This window comes from Herbaspirillum sp. BH-1, assembly GCF_002870055.1.
GTDB lineage: Bacteria > Pseudomonadota > Gammaproteobacteria > Burkholderiales > Burkholderiaceae_D > Herbaspirillum > Herbaspirillum frisingense.
This window is the reverse complement of sequence record NZ_PKOI01000005.1, coordinates 288,718-302,509: the sequence shown is the minus strand read 5'-3', so window position 1 is coordinate 302,509 and position 13,792 is coordinate 288,718. Positions and strand designations below refer to the sequence as shown.

General features: G+C 66.0%; 9 protein-coding genes. 4 read left to right on the top strand and 5 right to left on the bottom strand.

Annotation, left to right across the window (positions count from 1 at the left end):
- Window positions 1–86: 86 nt before the first annotated feature.
- The 4 genes from HBH1_RS09630 (at window position 87) to HBH1_RS09615 (ending at window position 6,730) form a co-directional block, all read left to right on the top strand.
- Window positions 87–1,163 (top strand): non-homologous end joining protein Ku, encoded by a 1,077-nt coding sequence (locus tag HBH1_RS09630; protein WP_102662562.1) that lies wholly within the window; start codon window positions 87–89, stop codon window positions 1,161–1,163.
- Window positions 1,160–3,805 carry a DNA ligase D gene (gene ligD, locus HBH1_RS09625; RefSeq protein ID WP_102662561.1) on the top strand — a complete coding sequence of 882 codons (2,646 nt, stop codon included), beginning with the start codon at window positions 1,160–1,162 and terminating at the stop codon, window positions 3,803–3,805. The genes HBH1_RS09630 and ligD overlap by 4 nt, the downstream gene beginning before the upstream one ends.
- A 181-nt stretch (window positions 3,806–3,986) precedes the next feature.
- Window positions 3,987–5,105, top strand: a complete 1,119-nt coding sequence (locus HBH1_RS09620; protein ID WP_102662560.1) for a nucleotide excision repair endonuclease — start codon at window positions 3,987–3,989, stop codon at window positions 5,103–5,105.
- A 239-nt stretch (window positions 5,106–5,344) separates the two neighbouring features.
- Window positions 5,345–6,730, top strand: a complete 1,386-nt coding sequence (locus HBH1_RS09615; RefSeq protein ID WP_199181557.1) for a hypothetical protein — start codon at window positions 5,345–5,347, stop codon at window positions 6,728–6,730.
- A gap of 73 nt (window positions 6,731–6,803) precedes the next feature.
- On the opposite strand, the gene HBH1_RS09610 is transcribed toward HBH1_RS09615, so the two are convergent.
- The 5 genes from HBH1_RS09610 to HBH1_RS09590 all read right to left on the bottom strand — a co-directional run bounded on the left by HBH1_RS09610 (window position 6,804) and on the right by HBH1_RS09590 (window position 13,647).
- Window positions 6,804–7,601: a transporter substrate-binding domain-containing protein gene (locus HBH1_RS09610; protein ID WP_102662559.1), complete on the bottom strand. Its 798-nt coding sequence runs from the start codon at window positions 7,599–7,601 to the stop codon at window positions 6,804–6,806.
- A 66-nt stretch (window positions 7,602–7,667) separates the two neighbouring features.
- The gene (gene pdeM / locus HBH1_RS09605) at window positions 7,668–8,324 is read right to left on the bottom strand and encodes a ligase-associated DNA damage response endonuclease PdeM (RefSeq protein ID WP_102662610.1); all 657 of its coding nucleotides are present in this window, start codon (window positions 8,322–8,324) and stop codon (window positions 7,668–7,670) included.
- Entirely contained in the window at window positions 8,324–10,924 is a 2,601-nt protein-coding gene (locus HBH1_RS09600; RefSeq protein ID WP_102662558.1) for a ligase-associated DNA damage response DEXH box helicase, read from the bottom strand. The genes pdeM and HBH1_RS09600 overlap by 1 nt, the downstream gene beginning before the upstream one ends.
- A complete protein-coding gene (locus HBH1_RS09595; RefSeq protein ID WP_102662557.1) occupies window positions 10,896–12,593 on the bottom strand; it encodes an ATP-dependent DNA ligase in 1,698 nt (565 codons plus the stop codon). The genes HBH1_RS09600 and HBH1_RS09595 overlap by 29 nt, the downstream gene beginning before the upstream one ends.
- Window positions 12,586–13,647: a ligase-associated DNA damage response exonuclease gene (locus HBH1_RS09590; RefSeq protein ID WP_102662556.1), complete on the bottom strand. Its 1,062-nt coding sequence runs from the start codon at window positions 13,645–13,647 to the stop codon at window positions 12,586–12,588. The genes HBH1_RS09595 and HBH1_RS09590 overlap by 8 nt, the downstream gene beginning before the upstream one ends.
- Window positions 13,648–13,792: the final 145 nt, after the last annotated feature.

Here is a 13,792-nt window from a genome sequence, read left to right as displayed (position 1 = left end):
CCTACGCCGGCTTCATCCGCCGGCCGACTGCGGCAGCGGGGCCGGGCTCGCATAATCGGCGCATCAGCAAGACTGTGGAGGAAGCGATGCGACGCGCACTATGGAAAGGGGCGATCAGCTTCGGGCTGATCAATATCCCGGTCGAACTCTATACCGCCGAGAAGCATGACGAACTGGACTTCACGCTGCTGGACAAGCGTGATCTGTCACCGGTGGGCTACAAGCGCTACAACAAGAAATCCGGCCGTGAAGTGCCGTGGGAAAACATCATCAAGGGCTATGAATACGAGGACGGCAAGTTCGTCCTCATGTCCGACGAAGACCTGCGCCGCGCCAATGTGGAGGCGACCCAGAGCATCGACATCCAGAGCTTCGTGGAGCGCGAGCAGGTCCCCATCCTGTATTACGAGCAACCTTACTTCCTGGCCCCGGCCAAGGGGGGCGACAAGGCCTATGCGCTGCTGCGCGAGACCCTGCTGGCCAGCGACAAGATGGCCATTGCCCAGATCGTCATCCGCACCCGTCAGCACCTGGCCGCCCTCATTCCGCAGGGCGACATGCTGCAACTGATCACCTTGCGCTACCCCAGCGAATTGCGCGCACCGGACGACCTGCCGGTGCCGTCGCGCAAGTCGAAGAAGGCGGCGGTGAGCCGGCAGGAGGTGGAGATGGCACGCGCCCTGGTGGATCACATGTCGGCCGAGTGGGAGCCCGAGCAGTTCCATGACACCTATCGCGATGACGTGCTGGGCCTGATCAAGAAGAAGATCAAGAGCCGGCAGACCCATGAGGTTGCCGAACCCGACGAAGCCGCCGCGCCCGCCAGCAGCGGGGCCAAGGTGGTGGACCTGATGGCGCTGCTCAAGAGCAGTCTGGACGGGCGCGGCAAGGCGTCGGCCAAGGCGCGCAAGAGCGGTCGCGACGATGCGGATGAAGAAGAGGGAAAGGAAGAGGACCAAGATAAGCCGACCCAGGGCGCCAAAGTCCACAAGCTGCCTGACCGCAAACCTGCTGCCAAGCGTAGCAGCACCCGCAATGGCGCCAAGGCCACCGCTGGCACCACGAGCGCCAAGAGCAGCAGTAAAAGCAGCAAAAGCAGTAAAAGCAGCAAAAGCAGTAAAAGCGCCAAAAGCAGCGGCACCTCGCGCAGGGCACAGGCATGAGTGCTTCGTCCCTGGATCGCTATCATGCCAAGCGCGACTTCACGCTCACTCCGGAGCCCTCCGGCAAAGGCCGCCGGTCAGCCCGGGCGGGCGAGGACGGCTTGCACTTCTTCATCCAGCGCCACCATGCACGGCGCCTGCACTACGACTTCCGCCTGGAACTGGATGGCGTACTCAAGAGCTGGGCCGTTCCCAAGGGGCCGAGCCTGGATCCACATGACAAGCGGCTGGCCGTGCGGGTGGAAGACCATCCGCTGGACTATGGCACTTTCGAAGGCGACATCCCGGAACATCAGTACGGCGCAGGCCATGTGGTGCTATGGGACCGCGGCCAGTGGCTGCCGCAGGGCGACGTGCACGCCGGCCTGAAGAAGGGCCATCTCAGTTTCGAACTCCAGGGCGACAAGCTGCAGGGACGCTGGGCGCTGGTCCGCATGGGCAAGCCGGCGGCCGATGGTAAGGAAAACTGGTTGCTCATCAAGGACGATGACGATGCCGCCCGCAGCGGCAAGGCAGCCGCGATCACCGAATTGCGGCCGGAAAGCGTCAAGGATCGCGGTGACGAGGTGGGCGCAGGTGACAAAGGGCAGGAGAACCAGCGAGCGGCCCGGCCGAAGAAAGCATCCAAGTCCTCCAGACAGCCACCCTCCAGCGCAGAGGCAGCAGACGCCCAGCCACGTCCAACCAAGCTGCCGGATACCATGGACGCGCAACTGGCGACGCTGGTCGATCAGGCGCCGCAGGGTGATGAATGGCTCAGCGAACTGAAGTTCGATGGCTATCGCGGCCTGTGCCGCATCGACGCCGGTCGGGCCGCCATCTTCACCCGCGAAGGCCTGGACTGGAGCCATCGCTGGCCGATCCTGGTCAAGGCCCTGGAACGACTGCCGGTGGACGATGCCTGGATCGACGGCGAAGTGGTGGCGCTGGACGAGAACGGGCAGATCAGCTTCGAGGCCCTGCAGACCCTGGCGCGCGGCGACCGGCAGCAGGCCAATGGCATCCGGCTGGCGCTGTATGCCTTCGATCTGCTGTTCCTGAATGGTCACGACCTGCGGGAGGTTCCGCTCCTGCAGCGCAAGGAATTGCTGCGCACCCTGATTCCCGGCGCGGATGAAGACGGACTGCTGCTCTACAGCGAACACATCGTCGGCCATACCGATGAGGTGTTCCAGCACGCCTGCCAGCATGGCATGGAGGGCATCGTGGTCAAGCGCGCCGCTGCCCCCTATACCGGACGTCGCGACCGCAACTGGCTCAAGCTCAAGTGCGAGCATCGCCAGGAATTCGTGATCGCCGGCTATACCGAGCCGGCTGGCCAGCGCAGCGGATTCGGTGCCATTCTGGTGGGCGTCCATGACGACAAGGGACAGCTGCGGTATGCCGGACGGGTCGGCACCGGTTTCGATGATCGCCTGCTGGAGCAGCTGTTGAAGCAGTTCCGCAAGCTGGAGCGGGACCAGCCGGCCTTCGTCAACCCGCCGACGGGGCAGCAGCGGCGCGGCGTGCACTGGCTGGCCCCCAAGCTGGTGGCCGAAGTCAGGTTCGCGCAGTGGACCCGCTCGGGGATTCTGCGGCACGGCAGTTTCCTGGCGCTGCGGGAGGACAAGCAGGCCCGTGACATCGTGCGCGAGACGGAGCAAGCCCTGGCGCAGCCGGCCGATGAAGGCGATGAGGGCGATGAGAGCGGTAACAACGATAAGGCCGGTGGCAGCAAAGCTGCGACCAAGGCGGATCTCTCCCGACCCGTGACGGTCGCAGGGGTGAAGTTGACGCATCCTGGCAAGATCCTCTTCCCCGACACCGGCCTGACCAAGCTGGAACTGGCCCGCTACTACCAGAGTGTGGCCGGGTTCATCCTGCCCGAATTGAAGCAACGGCCCTTGTCGCTGGTGCGCTGTCCGGACGGGCAGGGTGGTCAATGCTTTTTCCAGAAGCACATCGGGCAGGGGATGCCAGAGGCGATTGACGCCATCGAGGTCCCGGAAGGCGAGGGCAGCGCCCGATACATGATGGTCAACGATGTTGCCGGCCTGGTGGCGACGGTGCAGATGGGCGTGCTCGAACTGCATGCCTGGGGCGCCACCGGCCGTGCGCTTGATAAGCCCGACCGGGTGGTGTTCGACCTCGATCCCGCGCCGGATGTGCCCTGGGCTGCGGTCGTGGAGGGTGCGCAGCTGGTGCGCGGCCTGCTGCAGGAGATAGGCCTGGCGTGTTACCTGAAGACCTCCGGGGGCAAGGGCCTGCATGTGATGGTGCCGATCCGTCCTGATCATCGCTGGGATGTGGTCAAGGACTGGGCGCACCGGGTGGCCGCTCATCTGGCCCGGGTGCTGCCGGACCGTTTCATTGCCCGCATGAGCAAGGCGGCGCGTCAGGGCAGGATTTTCATCGATTACCTGCGCAATGCCCCGGGAGCGACCACCGTGGTCGCCTATTCGGTACGCGCCCGGGCGGGGGCGTCGGTGTCGGTGCCGATCACCTGGGAAGAGCTGGAACAGGGCATCACGGCCGATCATTTCAAGGTCGCCACCATGCCGCAGCGGCTCAAGGACCTCCAGGACCATGATCCCTGGGCCGGTTTCGGCAAGGCCAGGCAGCGGCTGAGCAAGGCCATGCTGGACGCCTTCGAGCCCGTCTGAACCAGGTTCGTGCGCTGGCGGCGCTGTGGCCGCCAAGCTGGGCAGGGCGGCAATGTCCTACACGATCTTCATCTTCCTGCCGACTGTGGGCGCGGCGGGCCAACTTCATAATCCACTTTAACTTCAAGGCCTGGTGCATCCGGGCCTTCTGCAAAACCCGTAGAGCACGTCCAGACGTGTCATGAATACCAAGAAGGAATTGGCCCACGCCATGAATACCCTCAGCCACCGCACTTCGCTGACCCAGCTTTTCACCCGTCCCCTGCAGGCCGCCATGCCTTCCCTGATGCCACACGCGAGCGCCGTGGCGCCGGGTGGTGCCGCGCCGCGCAAGCTGCCGGCAGCACTGGTGGAGCGCCTGCTGGCCCAGGAAGGACAGCGCGGCATGGGGGCCCCCGGTCATCCGCTGGCCACCTTCAATGCGCCCCAGCCTGCGGCGCATCGGGCGGCGACCTTCAGCTATCCCTTGCATATCGAGCGTGCCAGCATCGAGGCCTTGCCCAATGCCTGCGGCGTCTACATCTTCCGTGGCGTGGACGATGCCCCGCTGTACGTGGGGCGTAGCGTCAACCTGCGCAGCCGCGTGCTGGCGCATCTGCACAACCATGAAGAGCAGTTCCTGATCGGCCAGACCCGTCGTATCGAGTGCCGCCGCACGGCCGGCGAACTGGGCGCGGCCCTGCTGGAAAACTCTCTGCTGCGCGACCTGCGCCCGGCTCACAACAAGAAGCAACGCAGCAAGCGCGGCTTGTTCACCCTGCGCCTGAGCGCGGAGGGCCAGCCACAGGTCACGCAGGTGGCCGAGCGTGAATTCAGCCGCGCCGAAAACCTGTTCGGCATCTTCACCAGCGAACGCGCGGCGCAGGAAGCGCTGCACAAGCTGGTGCAGGGCCATGGCCTGTGTTCCATCGTCACCGGGCTGGAGCAGCCGGGCGGTTTCGGCATGGCCTGTTTTGGTCGCCAGATCCGTCGCTGCCGCGGCGCCTGCACCGGCGAGGAATCCCCCGAGCAGCACCATCAGCGCCTGATGCAGGCGCTGGAAGACCTGCGCATCCTGCCCTGGCCCTACGCCGGCCCGATGGGCATCGTTGAACAGGGCGAGGGCTGGCAGCAGGTGCATGTGATCGATCACTGGCGCTACCTGGGCTCGCTGGATCGCGACCACCGCCAGCTGCCGGCCCGTCCGGCGGCCAGCCTCAAGGGTTTTGACCTGGACAGCTACAAGCTGGTGATCCAGCCCTACCTGCTGGGCCAGCTGGACCTGCGCCCGCTGCCGGGACTGCCGCTGTCGGCCGGCTGAAGCGGCGGGTCTGGCGCTCGCTGGTGATTCACGGGTGATCCTCGGTCATCTTTGGTACTTCTCGGCAATTCCCGGGCGCCCGGCGTCCGGTTCAGCCAGTCCCATTCTGCTGGAAGCTTTCTTCCGTTTTCCTTGCGCGGTGCTGTCGTTCTTTGCTGGTGCCGCGCTGTCCCTGTTTTTCCCGTTCTCCCCGTTCTCCCCATTCTCCCAATCCCTTGACTGCTCATCCCTTCCATTCCATGCGACGACGACTCCCACGCTATGCGGCCACCCTGGTGCTGGCCGCGCCTGTCTCCCTCTCGCTGGCCCAGGCGGCCGAGCTTAGCGGTCTGTGCCGCAACGACCTGACACTGGACAAGGATCAACTGGCCGCCAGCCTGATCCGCACCTATCCGGTCAGCACGGCCTATCTGTCGGTGGGCAAGGAGCCCGCACCGCTATCCTCGCCACGGGCGCTGGTGGCCTGGCTGCTGCAGAAGCGCGCCGCTGAAAAAGCCAGCGGACAGGCCTGTCAGGGCGATAGCTGCAACGTCGATCACATGGCCGAAGAAGTGCAACGGCTGCTGGATGGCAAGGATCCCCAGATCAAGCCGAGCGGCCGCAGTGATGTGACCGCCTTTTTCCGCGACAACAACCGGGCGGGGCTGAGCTGCACCACGGCCCAGGCCACGCCCGCCATGGCCTATGCCGGCTCCGCCCTGGCCATGGGGGTGGCGCCAACGGCAGCGGGTGGTGCTGCCACGCCGGCGGCCGGCCCGGCCACGCCGGCAACATCGACAACATCGGCACCGGCTGTCGCGCAACAGGCCGGCTGGATGGATCACGTGCGCGTGCGCGGCAATCCTGACCAGCTCTCCATCGATCACCGCGACAAGGCCGGCTTTGCCTCGGTGGACCGGGCCCGGCTGGCGCTGGCCAATGACGACGTGGCGCAGTCGCGGACCAATGATGTGGTGGTCTACACCGGTTATTCGCTGGACAAGCGCCCCTTGGGCGAGCCGGGCAGTACCTATGAGGCGGTGCCCTATGTCGGTTTCAAGCAGAACCGGGTGACCACTTATGATGCCGGCAATCGCGACGTCACCACCACGCGTACCACCCAGGTCGGGATGCTGTCGGCCTTCCACTTCGCCCATGCCGATACGGCCAATACCGAAGACCTGACCGCGCGTCCCGACTACCTGATCAACAACACCGATGGCAGCCGCCTGCTGACGGTCAACTTCACCCTCACGCCGGTGCGGCCGGGTGGGCTCAATGATTTCCTGCGCTGGGGCAATGGCCTGGCGTTCAAGCCCATCCTGATAGGCCAGAGCCGTAACGGTATCTACATCAATCGCGGTGACCCGGATGTGTATGACCAGCATCGCGACTTCATCCGCCTGGGCGCGCAGGCCGGGTTCACGCTGTCGTCGACCAATCCGGCGCTGCCCTTCGATTTCACCACGACCTTTACAGGCCTGAAGGCGTTGCAGGGAGACCGCAGCATCCATTACTGGAAGTCGGTGCTGACCTACAACTTCAACCAGAACGTCGGTCTGAGCCTGGATTATTCCAATGGCCTGCTGCCCGATACCGGCGATGCGGAGCGCAAGTGGGGCCTGGCGGTGTCCTCGAAGTTCTGATGTCGATCCGGCGCTGCCATGCAAAACGGCGGGAATCCCGCCGTTTTTTGTTTTTTCCGGGTGGTCGTCCGTGTCAGTGGTAGGTGTTGGCCATCTTCTCGGGTAGCGGCACGCTGAGCCACTTCTGGACGATGCCGTTGAGCTCGCCGCTCTTCTTGGCCGCAGTCAGGATCTCGTTGACCTTGTTGAGCAGCGCCGGTTCGCCCTTGTTCAGGCCGACGGCGCAGGCCGACTCCTGGATGATGTACTTCAGCACGGGCTTGTTGTCGGCCACCCGTTCGGCCAGCGCATGGGCCACGAAGTCACCGGTGCCGACCAGCTGGATCTGCCCGGAGGTATAGGCGGAGATGAGGGCATTGTTGTCCTCGTAACGCTTGATGTTGGCGCTGGTGGGTGCGCTCAGGGTCAGCTGCAGGTCCTGGAAGGTGCCACGCGCCACGCCGATGGTCTTGCCGGCCAGGTCGGCGGCGTTGCTGACCTTGAGGCTGGCCACGCCGAACACGCTGTTGTTGTAGGGCGCATAGGGCTGTGAAAAATCGATCACTTTTTCGCGATCCGAATTCTTGCCCAGCGTTGAAATGATCAGGTCGGTCTTGTGGGTCTGCAGGTAGGCAATGCGGTTGGCACTGGCCACCGGTACCAGTTGCACCCTCACGCCCATCTTGTCGGCGATGAGTCGGGCGACGTCGATATCCAGGCCTTGCAGGTGCATGTCACCGTCGATCGAGCCGAAGGGAGCAAAGTCCTGCGGTACGCCGATGCGCACCACCCCGGCCTTGTGGATGGCGGCCAGGCCGTCGGCGTGCGCGGCGACCGAGCTAAGGGCAGTCAGGCCGAACGTCAGGGCCAGCAGGCTAGTCTTGAATTTCATCTCCGGATTCTCCTTGTAATGGACGTGTCATTGCGCGGCCGATGATACGTCACATCGCAGCAAGGTTCAGTCAGGTAAGGGCAACACGCAATCGTCTGCAGCAAGAAAAATGCGCTGCCCGGGTTGGGCATGTATACGATAGCCCCCAGTAAAGTCGCCGAAAGCCGGCAACATGGCCCATTGGCCATCCACCACGAAACAGGGCAGGCGCAAGGCATCGCCCGCGGCGGCCAGCCGGTAGACCGGATGCACATGGCCGACGATGGCAAAGGCGCCGTCCACGGTCTGGGGGTGATGGCAGAACGCCAGGGGACCGACCCGCCAGGGTTCGTCCACGATCTCCATCGCCAGTGCTTCGGGCGGATCACCGGCATGGTGGTCATGGTTGCCGCGCACCAGCGTGAGGCTGAGACCGGCATTGCAACTGCGCCAGCGGGCCAGCGCCTGCAGGGTGCCTGCCACCCGCCCGGCGCGTGCGTGCAGGAAGTCACCCAGGAACACCACATGGCGCACCGCATGCCGCTGCACCAGCGTATCGATCAGGTCCAGGTTGGCCTGGGTGGTGCCGTGCGGCACCGGGATGCCACCGGCGCGGAAGGCGGCAGCCTTGCCGAAGTGGACATCGGCCAGGATCAGCATGGCGCGCTCGCGCCAGAGCAGGGCGCGTTCGGGCAGCATGGTCAGGGTCGCGCCGGCGGCGTCGAAGCTGGGGTATGGGCTCATCATCCTGTGTGGTTGCGGGGGCTGGAGCGGGGACGCGGCTGTGGCCTGGCCTGGGCGCTGGTCTTGTCGGCGGCACCTTCCAGCTCGCGCAGCATGCGCGCCACACGGTCGGCCAGCTTTTCGGTCGAGAGTTTTTCGCGGAAGCGTTCCACCATCAGCGGCAAGGCAAACGGCGTGGCCCGCTCCAGTGGCACCAGCGTGAGCGTGCGTTCGCGCAGTTCGGCCAGGGTGCAGCGCAGCCGTTCCAGTTCCAGCTCCTGTTCCAATACTTCGCGCTGGGCCTGGGTCAGCAAGAGGTTGCCGGCGTCGTGCTTGCGGAAGACCTCGAAGAACAGGGCCGAGGATGCCTGCAGCTGGCGTGCGCTCTTGCGCTGCCCGGGATGCCCCTGCGATACCAGCCCGGCGATGCGGGCGATTTCACGGAAGCGCCGTTGTGACAGCTCGGTGGCATTCAGGCTGGCCAGGACGTCCTCCAGCAGCCGCTCTTCGCTGAACAGGGCCAGGGCCTGCTGCGGTTCCAGGCGGTGCGCTTCGACCTTGTCCGCGCCCAGCAATTCGAACCCGTAGTCGTTGACGGCGATGGAGAAGGTCGCGGCACGCTCCCTGCTGAGGCGCCAGGCCAGCAGCGAGGCCAGGCCCATGTGCACCAGGCGGCCGGCAAAGGGATAGAAGAAGAGATGATGTCCTTCGCGGCTCTTGAGCGTCTCCACCACCAGCCGCTGCGCCGTGGGCAGGGCCGACCAAGCGTGCTGCAGATCCAGCAGCGGCCGCACGGCCTGCATCTCGGGACCGTCGAAGCGGCCTTGCGCGGCTTGTTCCAGGCGATCCAGCACGGCGTGCGCCAGGGTCGAGGACAAGGGCATGCGGCCGCCTTGCCAGCGCGGCACGGCACCGCTGCCGGCGCTGCTGCGGCGGACCCAGGCCGTCATCTCGTGCACGCGCACGAACTCCAGCACGCGCCCGCCGAAGAGGAAGCGATCGCCCGGTCGCAGGCGGGCGATGAAACCTTCTTCGATGGTGCCGATGCGTCCCCCCTTCATGTACTGCACATGCAGACTGGCATCGGCGACGATGGTGCCGATGTTCATGCGGTGGCGGCGTGCGATGGCCGGCAGCTCGACCCGATAGACGCCATCCTCGCCGGCCTGCACGCGGTGATATTCCGGATAGGCGCCCAGGCTTTGGCCGCCACGCACCACGAAGTCCAGCGCCCACTGCCATTGATCCTCGCGCAGATGGCGGTAGGACCAGGCCTGTCGCACTTCAGCCAGCAACTCGTCGGCACGGAAACCACCGCCCAGGGCGATGGTCACCAGATGCTGTACCAGCACGTCCAGGGGTGTGTCCGGTATCGGGCGCTGTTCCACCCGGCCGGCGGCGACGGCATCCTGGGCGGCGGCGGCTTCCACCAGTTCCAGGCTGTTGGTGGGTACCAGCGTGGCGCGCGAACTGCGCCCGGGCGAATGGCCGGAGCGGCCGGCCCGCTGCAGCAGTCGCGCCACGCCGCGCGGGCTGCCGATCTGCAGTACCCGCTCCACCGGGGTGAAGTCCACCCCCAGGTCCAGGCTGGAGGTGCAGACCACCGCCTTGAGGCGGCCGTCGCGCAGGCCTTGTTCCACCCATTCACGGACTTCGCGATCAAGTGAGCCATGGTGGAGGGCGATGATGCCGGCCCAGTCGGGGCGGGCCTCCAGCAGGTTCTGGTACCACAGCTCGGCCTGGGAGCGGGTATTGGTGAAGACCAGGGTACTGCCGCTGGCATCGATCTCGGTCACCACCGCCGGCAGCATCTGCAGGCCCAGGTGCCCGGCCCAGGCGAAGCGGGTGGCCTGTGGCGGCAGCAGGGTATCGATGAGGATGCGCTTGCGCTGTTCGCCGCGCACCAGCACGCCGTGTTCGGCGGCTTCGGGTCCCAGCAGGGCCTGCTGCGACTGCTCCAGGTTGCCGAGAGTGGCCGACAATCCCCACACCACCATCCCGGGCCGCCAGCGGCGCAGGCGCGCCAGGGCCAGTTGCACCTGCACGCCGCGCTTGTTGCCCATGAGCTCGTGCCATTCGTCGACGATGACCGCGTCCAGCTTGCCGAAGCGCTGGCGGGCATCCGCCTGGGACAGCAGCAGTGACAGGCTTTCTGGCGTGGTCACCAGGGCCTGCGGCAAGGACTTCATCTGGCGCGCACGCTCGCCGGAACCGGTGTCGCCGGTGCGCATGCCGGCTTGCCAGTGTGGCAGCAGATCGGCCAGCGGGGCTTGCAGGGCACGCAGGGTGTCGCCCGCCAGGGCGCGCATGGGGGTGATCCACAGGATGCGCAAGCCCTGGGCCGTGACGGGGGCGTCGGTCCGACCCAGGCCGGGTTCAGCATGCAGCAGCGCCCCGAACCAGACCGCATAGGTCTTGCCGGCACCAGTGCCGGCGTGCAGCAGGCCGCTGCGACCTTGCTGCGCGGCTTGCCAGACCTGGCGCTGGAAATCGAATATCTCCCAGTGGCGCTGGGCGAACCAGTCCTCGACGGCGGCAGGGATGACCGCCGCCTTTGACGGGCTTGCGCTGCGCCGTCTGGGCGGACGCTGGCTAGTGGTCTTGCTGGGCGGGCTGGGCATCTTCCTCGCTCTCGGTGACTGGGGACGACGGCAGCAGGGCGCGCAGGTTGTCCAGGGTGTCGGCCTGGTCGACGGTCTTGTCGACGCGCTGGCGCAGGATGCGCGGGAAGCGCACGGCAATGCCGGCCTTGTGGCGCGTGGACAGGGCAATGCCCTCGAAGCCGATCTCGAACACCATGGACGGCCGCACGCTGCGTACCGGTCCGAATTTTTCTATCGTGGTCTTGCGAATGGTCTGGTCGACCACGGCGATCTCGGCATCGGTCAAGCCCGAATAGGCCTTGGCGAAGGGCACCAGCTTGCGCTCGCCGCCGGCTTCAGCGGGCGTGTCCCAGACCGCGAAGGTGTAGTCGGTGTAGAGCGAGGCGCGCCGGCCGTGACCGGCCTGGGCATAGATCAGGACGGCATCGATGGAATAGGGGTCGACCTTCCACTTCCACCAGGTGCCGACGTTGCGGGTACGACCGATGCCATAGTGGGCATCGACCTGTTTGAGCATCATGCCCTCCACGCCACGCTGGCGCGAAGTGGCGCGCAGTTGTTCCAGCGCATCCCAGTCCGCTGCCACGATCTGCGGCGCCAGCATCAGGGCCGGCGCGGCGTGGCGCTGGACCAGTTGTTCCAGCCGGGCGCGGCGTTCTTGCTGAGGCAGGCCGCGCAGATCATGCCCATCCTGCTCCAGCAGGTCATAGGCGATCAGTCCTGCAGGCAGCTCGCCCAGCATTCTTGCAGTGAGATTCTTGCGACCGATGCGTTTTTGCAGGTCGGCGAAGGGCGCCACACGTTCGGCCTGTTGCCCGGAATCAGGCAGGCGGATCACGATCTCGCCGTCGATGACGGTACCGTCCGGCAGGTCCAGCGCGGCCAGTTCGGGGAAGCGTTCGGTGATCAGCTCTTCCCCCCGTGACCACAGCCAGTTGCTGCCGTGCCGGCGCACCAGCTGGGCGCGGATGCCGTCGTATTTCCATTCGATCTGCCACTGACCGACCGGCCCCAGCTGGCGCGGATGTTCAATCAGCGGATGGGCCAGGAAGAAGGGGTAGGGCTGGCCCCCCTGCAGGCGATGGTCCTGGCCGTCATCAGGGCCGATCAGGCGGGCGAAGCGTTCGGCGTCGGGGCGGGCGCGGCCATCGGTCCAGCCGACCATGCGCTGGGCCAGCAGCTTGGGGTCCAGCTGCGCGACGGCAGCCAGTGCACGGGTGACCAGCAGGCGCGAGACACCCACCCGGAAGCCGCCACCGATGAGCTTGGCGAGCAGGAAGCGGCCCTGCCAGTCCAGTTCATCCCAGGCCGCGAAGAGGGCGCTGCGGATCACTTCCGGTTCGGCACCGCGCAGGGGGGCGATGCGTTCCTGCATCCAGAAGGCCAGCCCGAAGTCGCTGGTGCGGGTCGGTGGCGGCAGGATGTGGGCAATGGTTTCGGCCAGGTCGCCCACGCTGTGATAGCACTCCTCGAAGAGCCACTCATCGATCTGCGCATAGGCCATTGCGCATTGCTTGAGCAGGCCGGTCGGCACCGCCTGGCGAGGCTTGCCACCCGCCAGGAAATACACCGCCCAGGCGGCGTCGGCGGCATCGGCACGCTGGAAATAGTCCTGCAAGGCGGCCAGCTTGCGGGTGGTGGAGGTGGTGGCATCCAGTTCGGCGTAGAGCCGCGAGAATTCACGCATGGCCGGACTGTTCCTGCGCAGTGGCTGGTGGCGCCGCGCTGCTGTCGTCGGCATCGTCGTCACCGTATTCAGTGGTGAAGGCCCCGGCATCGAGACCGTTCTGCCGCAACCAGCGCACCATGGTGGCGACCTGGCCGTGGGTGACGATGACCCGTTCGGCGCTGCTGGCGGCAATCGCTTCCTGCAGGGCCGGCCAGTCGGCATGATCCGACAGCACGAAACCACGATCCACGCCGCGCCGCCGCCGTGTGCCGCGCAGGCGCATCCAGCCGCTGGCGAAGGCATCGCTGTAGTCGCCGAAGCGGCGCATCCAGGGCGAGCCGGCGGCGGAGGGTGGGGCGATGATCAGGCTGCCGGCATAGGCATTGGATTTGCCGCGCCTGGTGGCTTCGGCTTCGCCGACCGTCGCGGTCGGCGGCAGGAAGACGCCGGCTTCGCGATAGAGCCGGTTCAGGGGTTCCACTGCGCCGTGGCAGACGATGGGGCCGATGCCGGCGTCGATGCCGTGCAGGATGCGCTGTGCCTTGCCGAAGGAATAGCAGAACAGCACGCTGGCCCGGCCCTCGGCGGCGTTGGCGCGCCACCAGCGGTTGATGTCCTCGAAAATCTCCGCCTGCGGTTGCCAGCGGTAGATGGGCATGCCGAAGGTGGATTCGGTGATGAAGGTGTGGCAGCGCACCGGGGCGAAGGCGGTGCAGGTGCCGTCGGCTTCGAGCTTGTAGTCGCCCGAGGCGACCCAGATGCATCCCTGCCACTCCATGCGCAATTGGGCCGAACCCAGGACATGGCCGGCCGGGTGCAGCGACAGGCGAACGCCGTTGTGGGTGATGCTTTCTTCGTAGTCCAGCGCCTGCAGGTGGATGTCCGCACCAAGGCGGGCACGCAGGATGCCGGCGCCGGGCGCGGCCGCCAGGTAGTGGGCATGACCCATGCGGGCGTGGTCGGCATGGGCGTGGGTGATCAAGGCGCGCGCCACCGGTCGCCACGGGTCTATGTAGAAATCGCCGGGTACGCAGTACAGGCCTTCCTTGCGTACCACTACCATGTCTTCCATGTCTGCTTTTTTCCTTGCGCTGTGCTTGGGCTCAATGTGCAGCCTGGGCCCGGATGCTTGTACCGGCTTTGAGCCGCTTTGTCTGTGCTTGTTTGTCCTTGTCTTCGCTTTGCCTCAGGTTTTTATGAAGCATTCATCGCTGTGG

What these genes read in the sequence shown, in the direction of transcription:
- HBH1_RS09615 (WP_199181557.1), top strand. Translation starts at nt 5,345, where the DNA reads ATGCGACGACGACTCCCACGCTATGCGGCCACCCTGGTGCTGGCCGCG.
- HBH1_RS09600 (WP_102662558.1), bottom strand. Translation starts at nt 10,924, where the DNA reads ATGCCCAGCCCGCCCAGCAAGACCACTAGCCAGCGTCCGCCCAGACGG.
- HBH1_RS09630 (WP_102662562.1), top strand. Translation starts at nt 87, where the DNA reads ATGCGACGCGCACTATGGAAAGGGGCGATCAGCTTCGGGCTGATCAAT.
- pdeM (WP_102662610.1), bottom strand. Translation starts at nt 8,324, where the DNA reads ATGAGCCCATACCCCAGCTTCGACGCCGCCGGCGCGACCCTGACCATG.
- HBH1_RS09610 (WP_102662559.1), bottom strand. Translation starts at nt 7,601, where the DNA reads ATGAAATTCAAGACTAGCCTGCTGGCCCTGACGTTCGGCCTGACTGCC.
- ligD (WP_102662561.1), top strand. Translation starts at nt 1,160, where the DNA reads ATGAGTGCTTCGTCCCTGGATCGCTATCATGCCAAGCGCGACTTCACG.
- HBH1_RS09595 (WP_102662557.1), bottom strand. Translation starts at nt 12,593, where the DNA reads ATGCGTGAATTCTCGCGGCTCTACGCCGAACTGGATGCCACCACCTCC.
- HBH1_RS09590 (WP_102662556.1), bottom strand. Translation starts at nt 13,647, where the DNA reads ATGGAAGACATGGTAGTGGTACGCAAGGAAGGCCTGTACTGCGTACCC.
- HBH1_RS09620 (WP_102662560.1), top strand. Translation starts at nt 3,987, where the DNA reads ATGAATACCAAGAAGGAATTGGCCCACGCCATGAATACCCTCAGCCAC.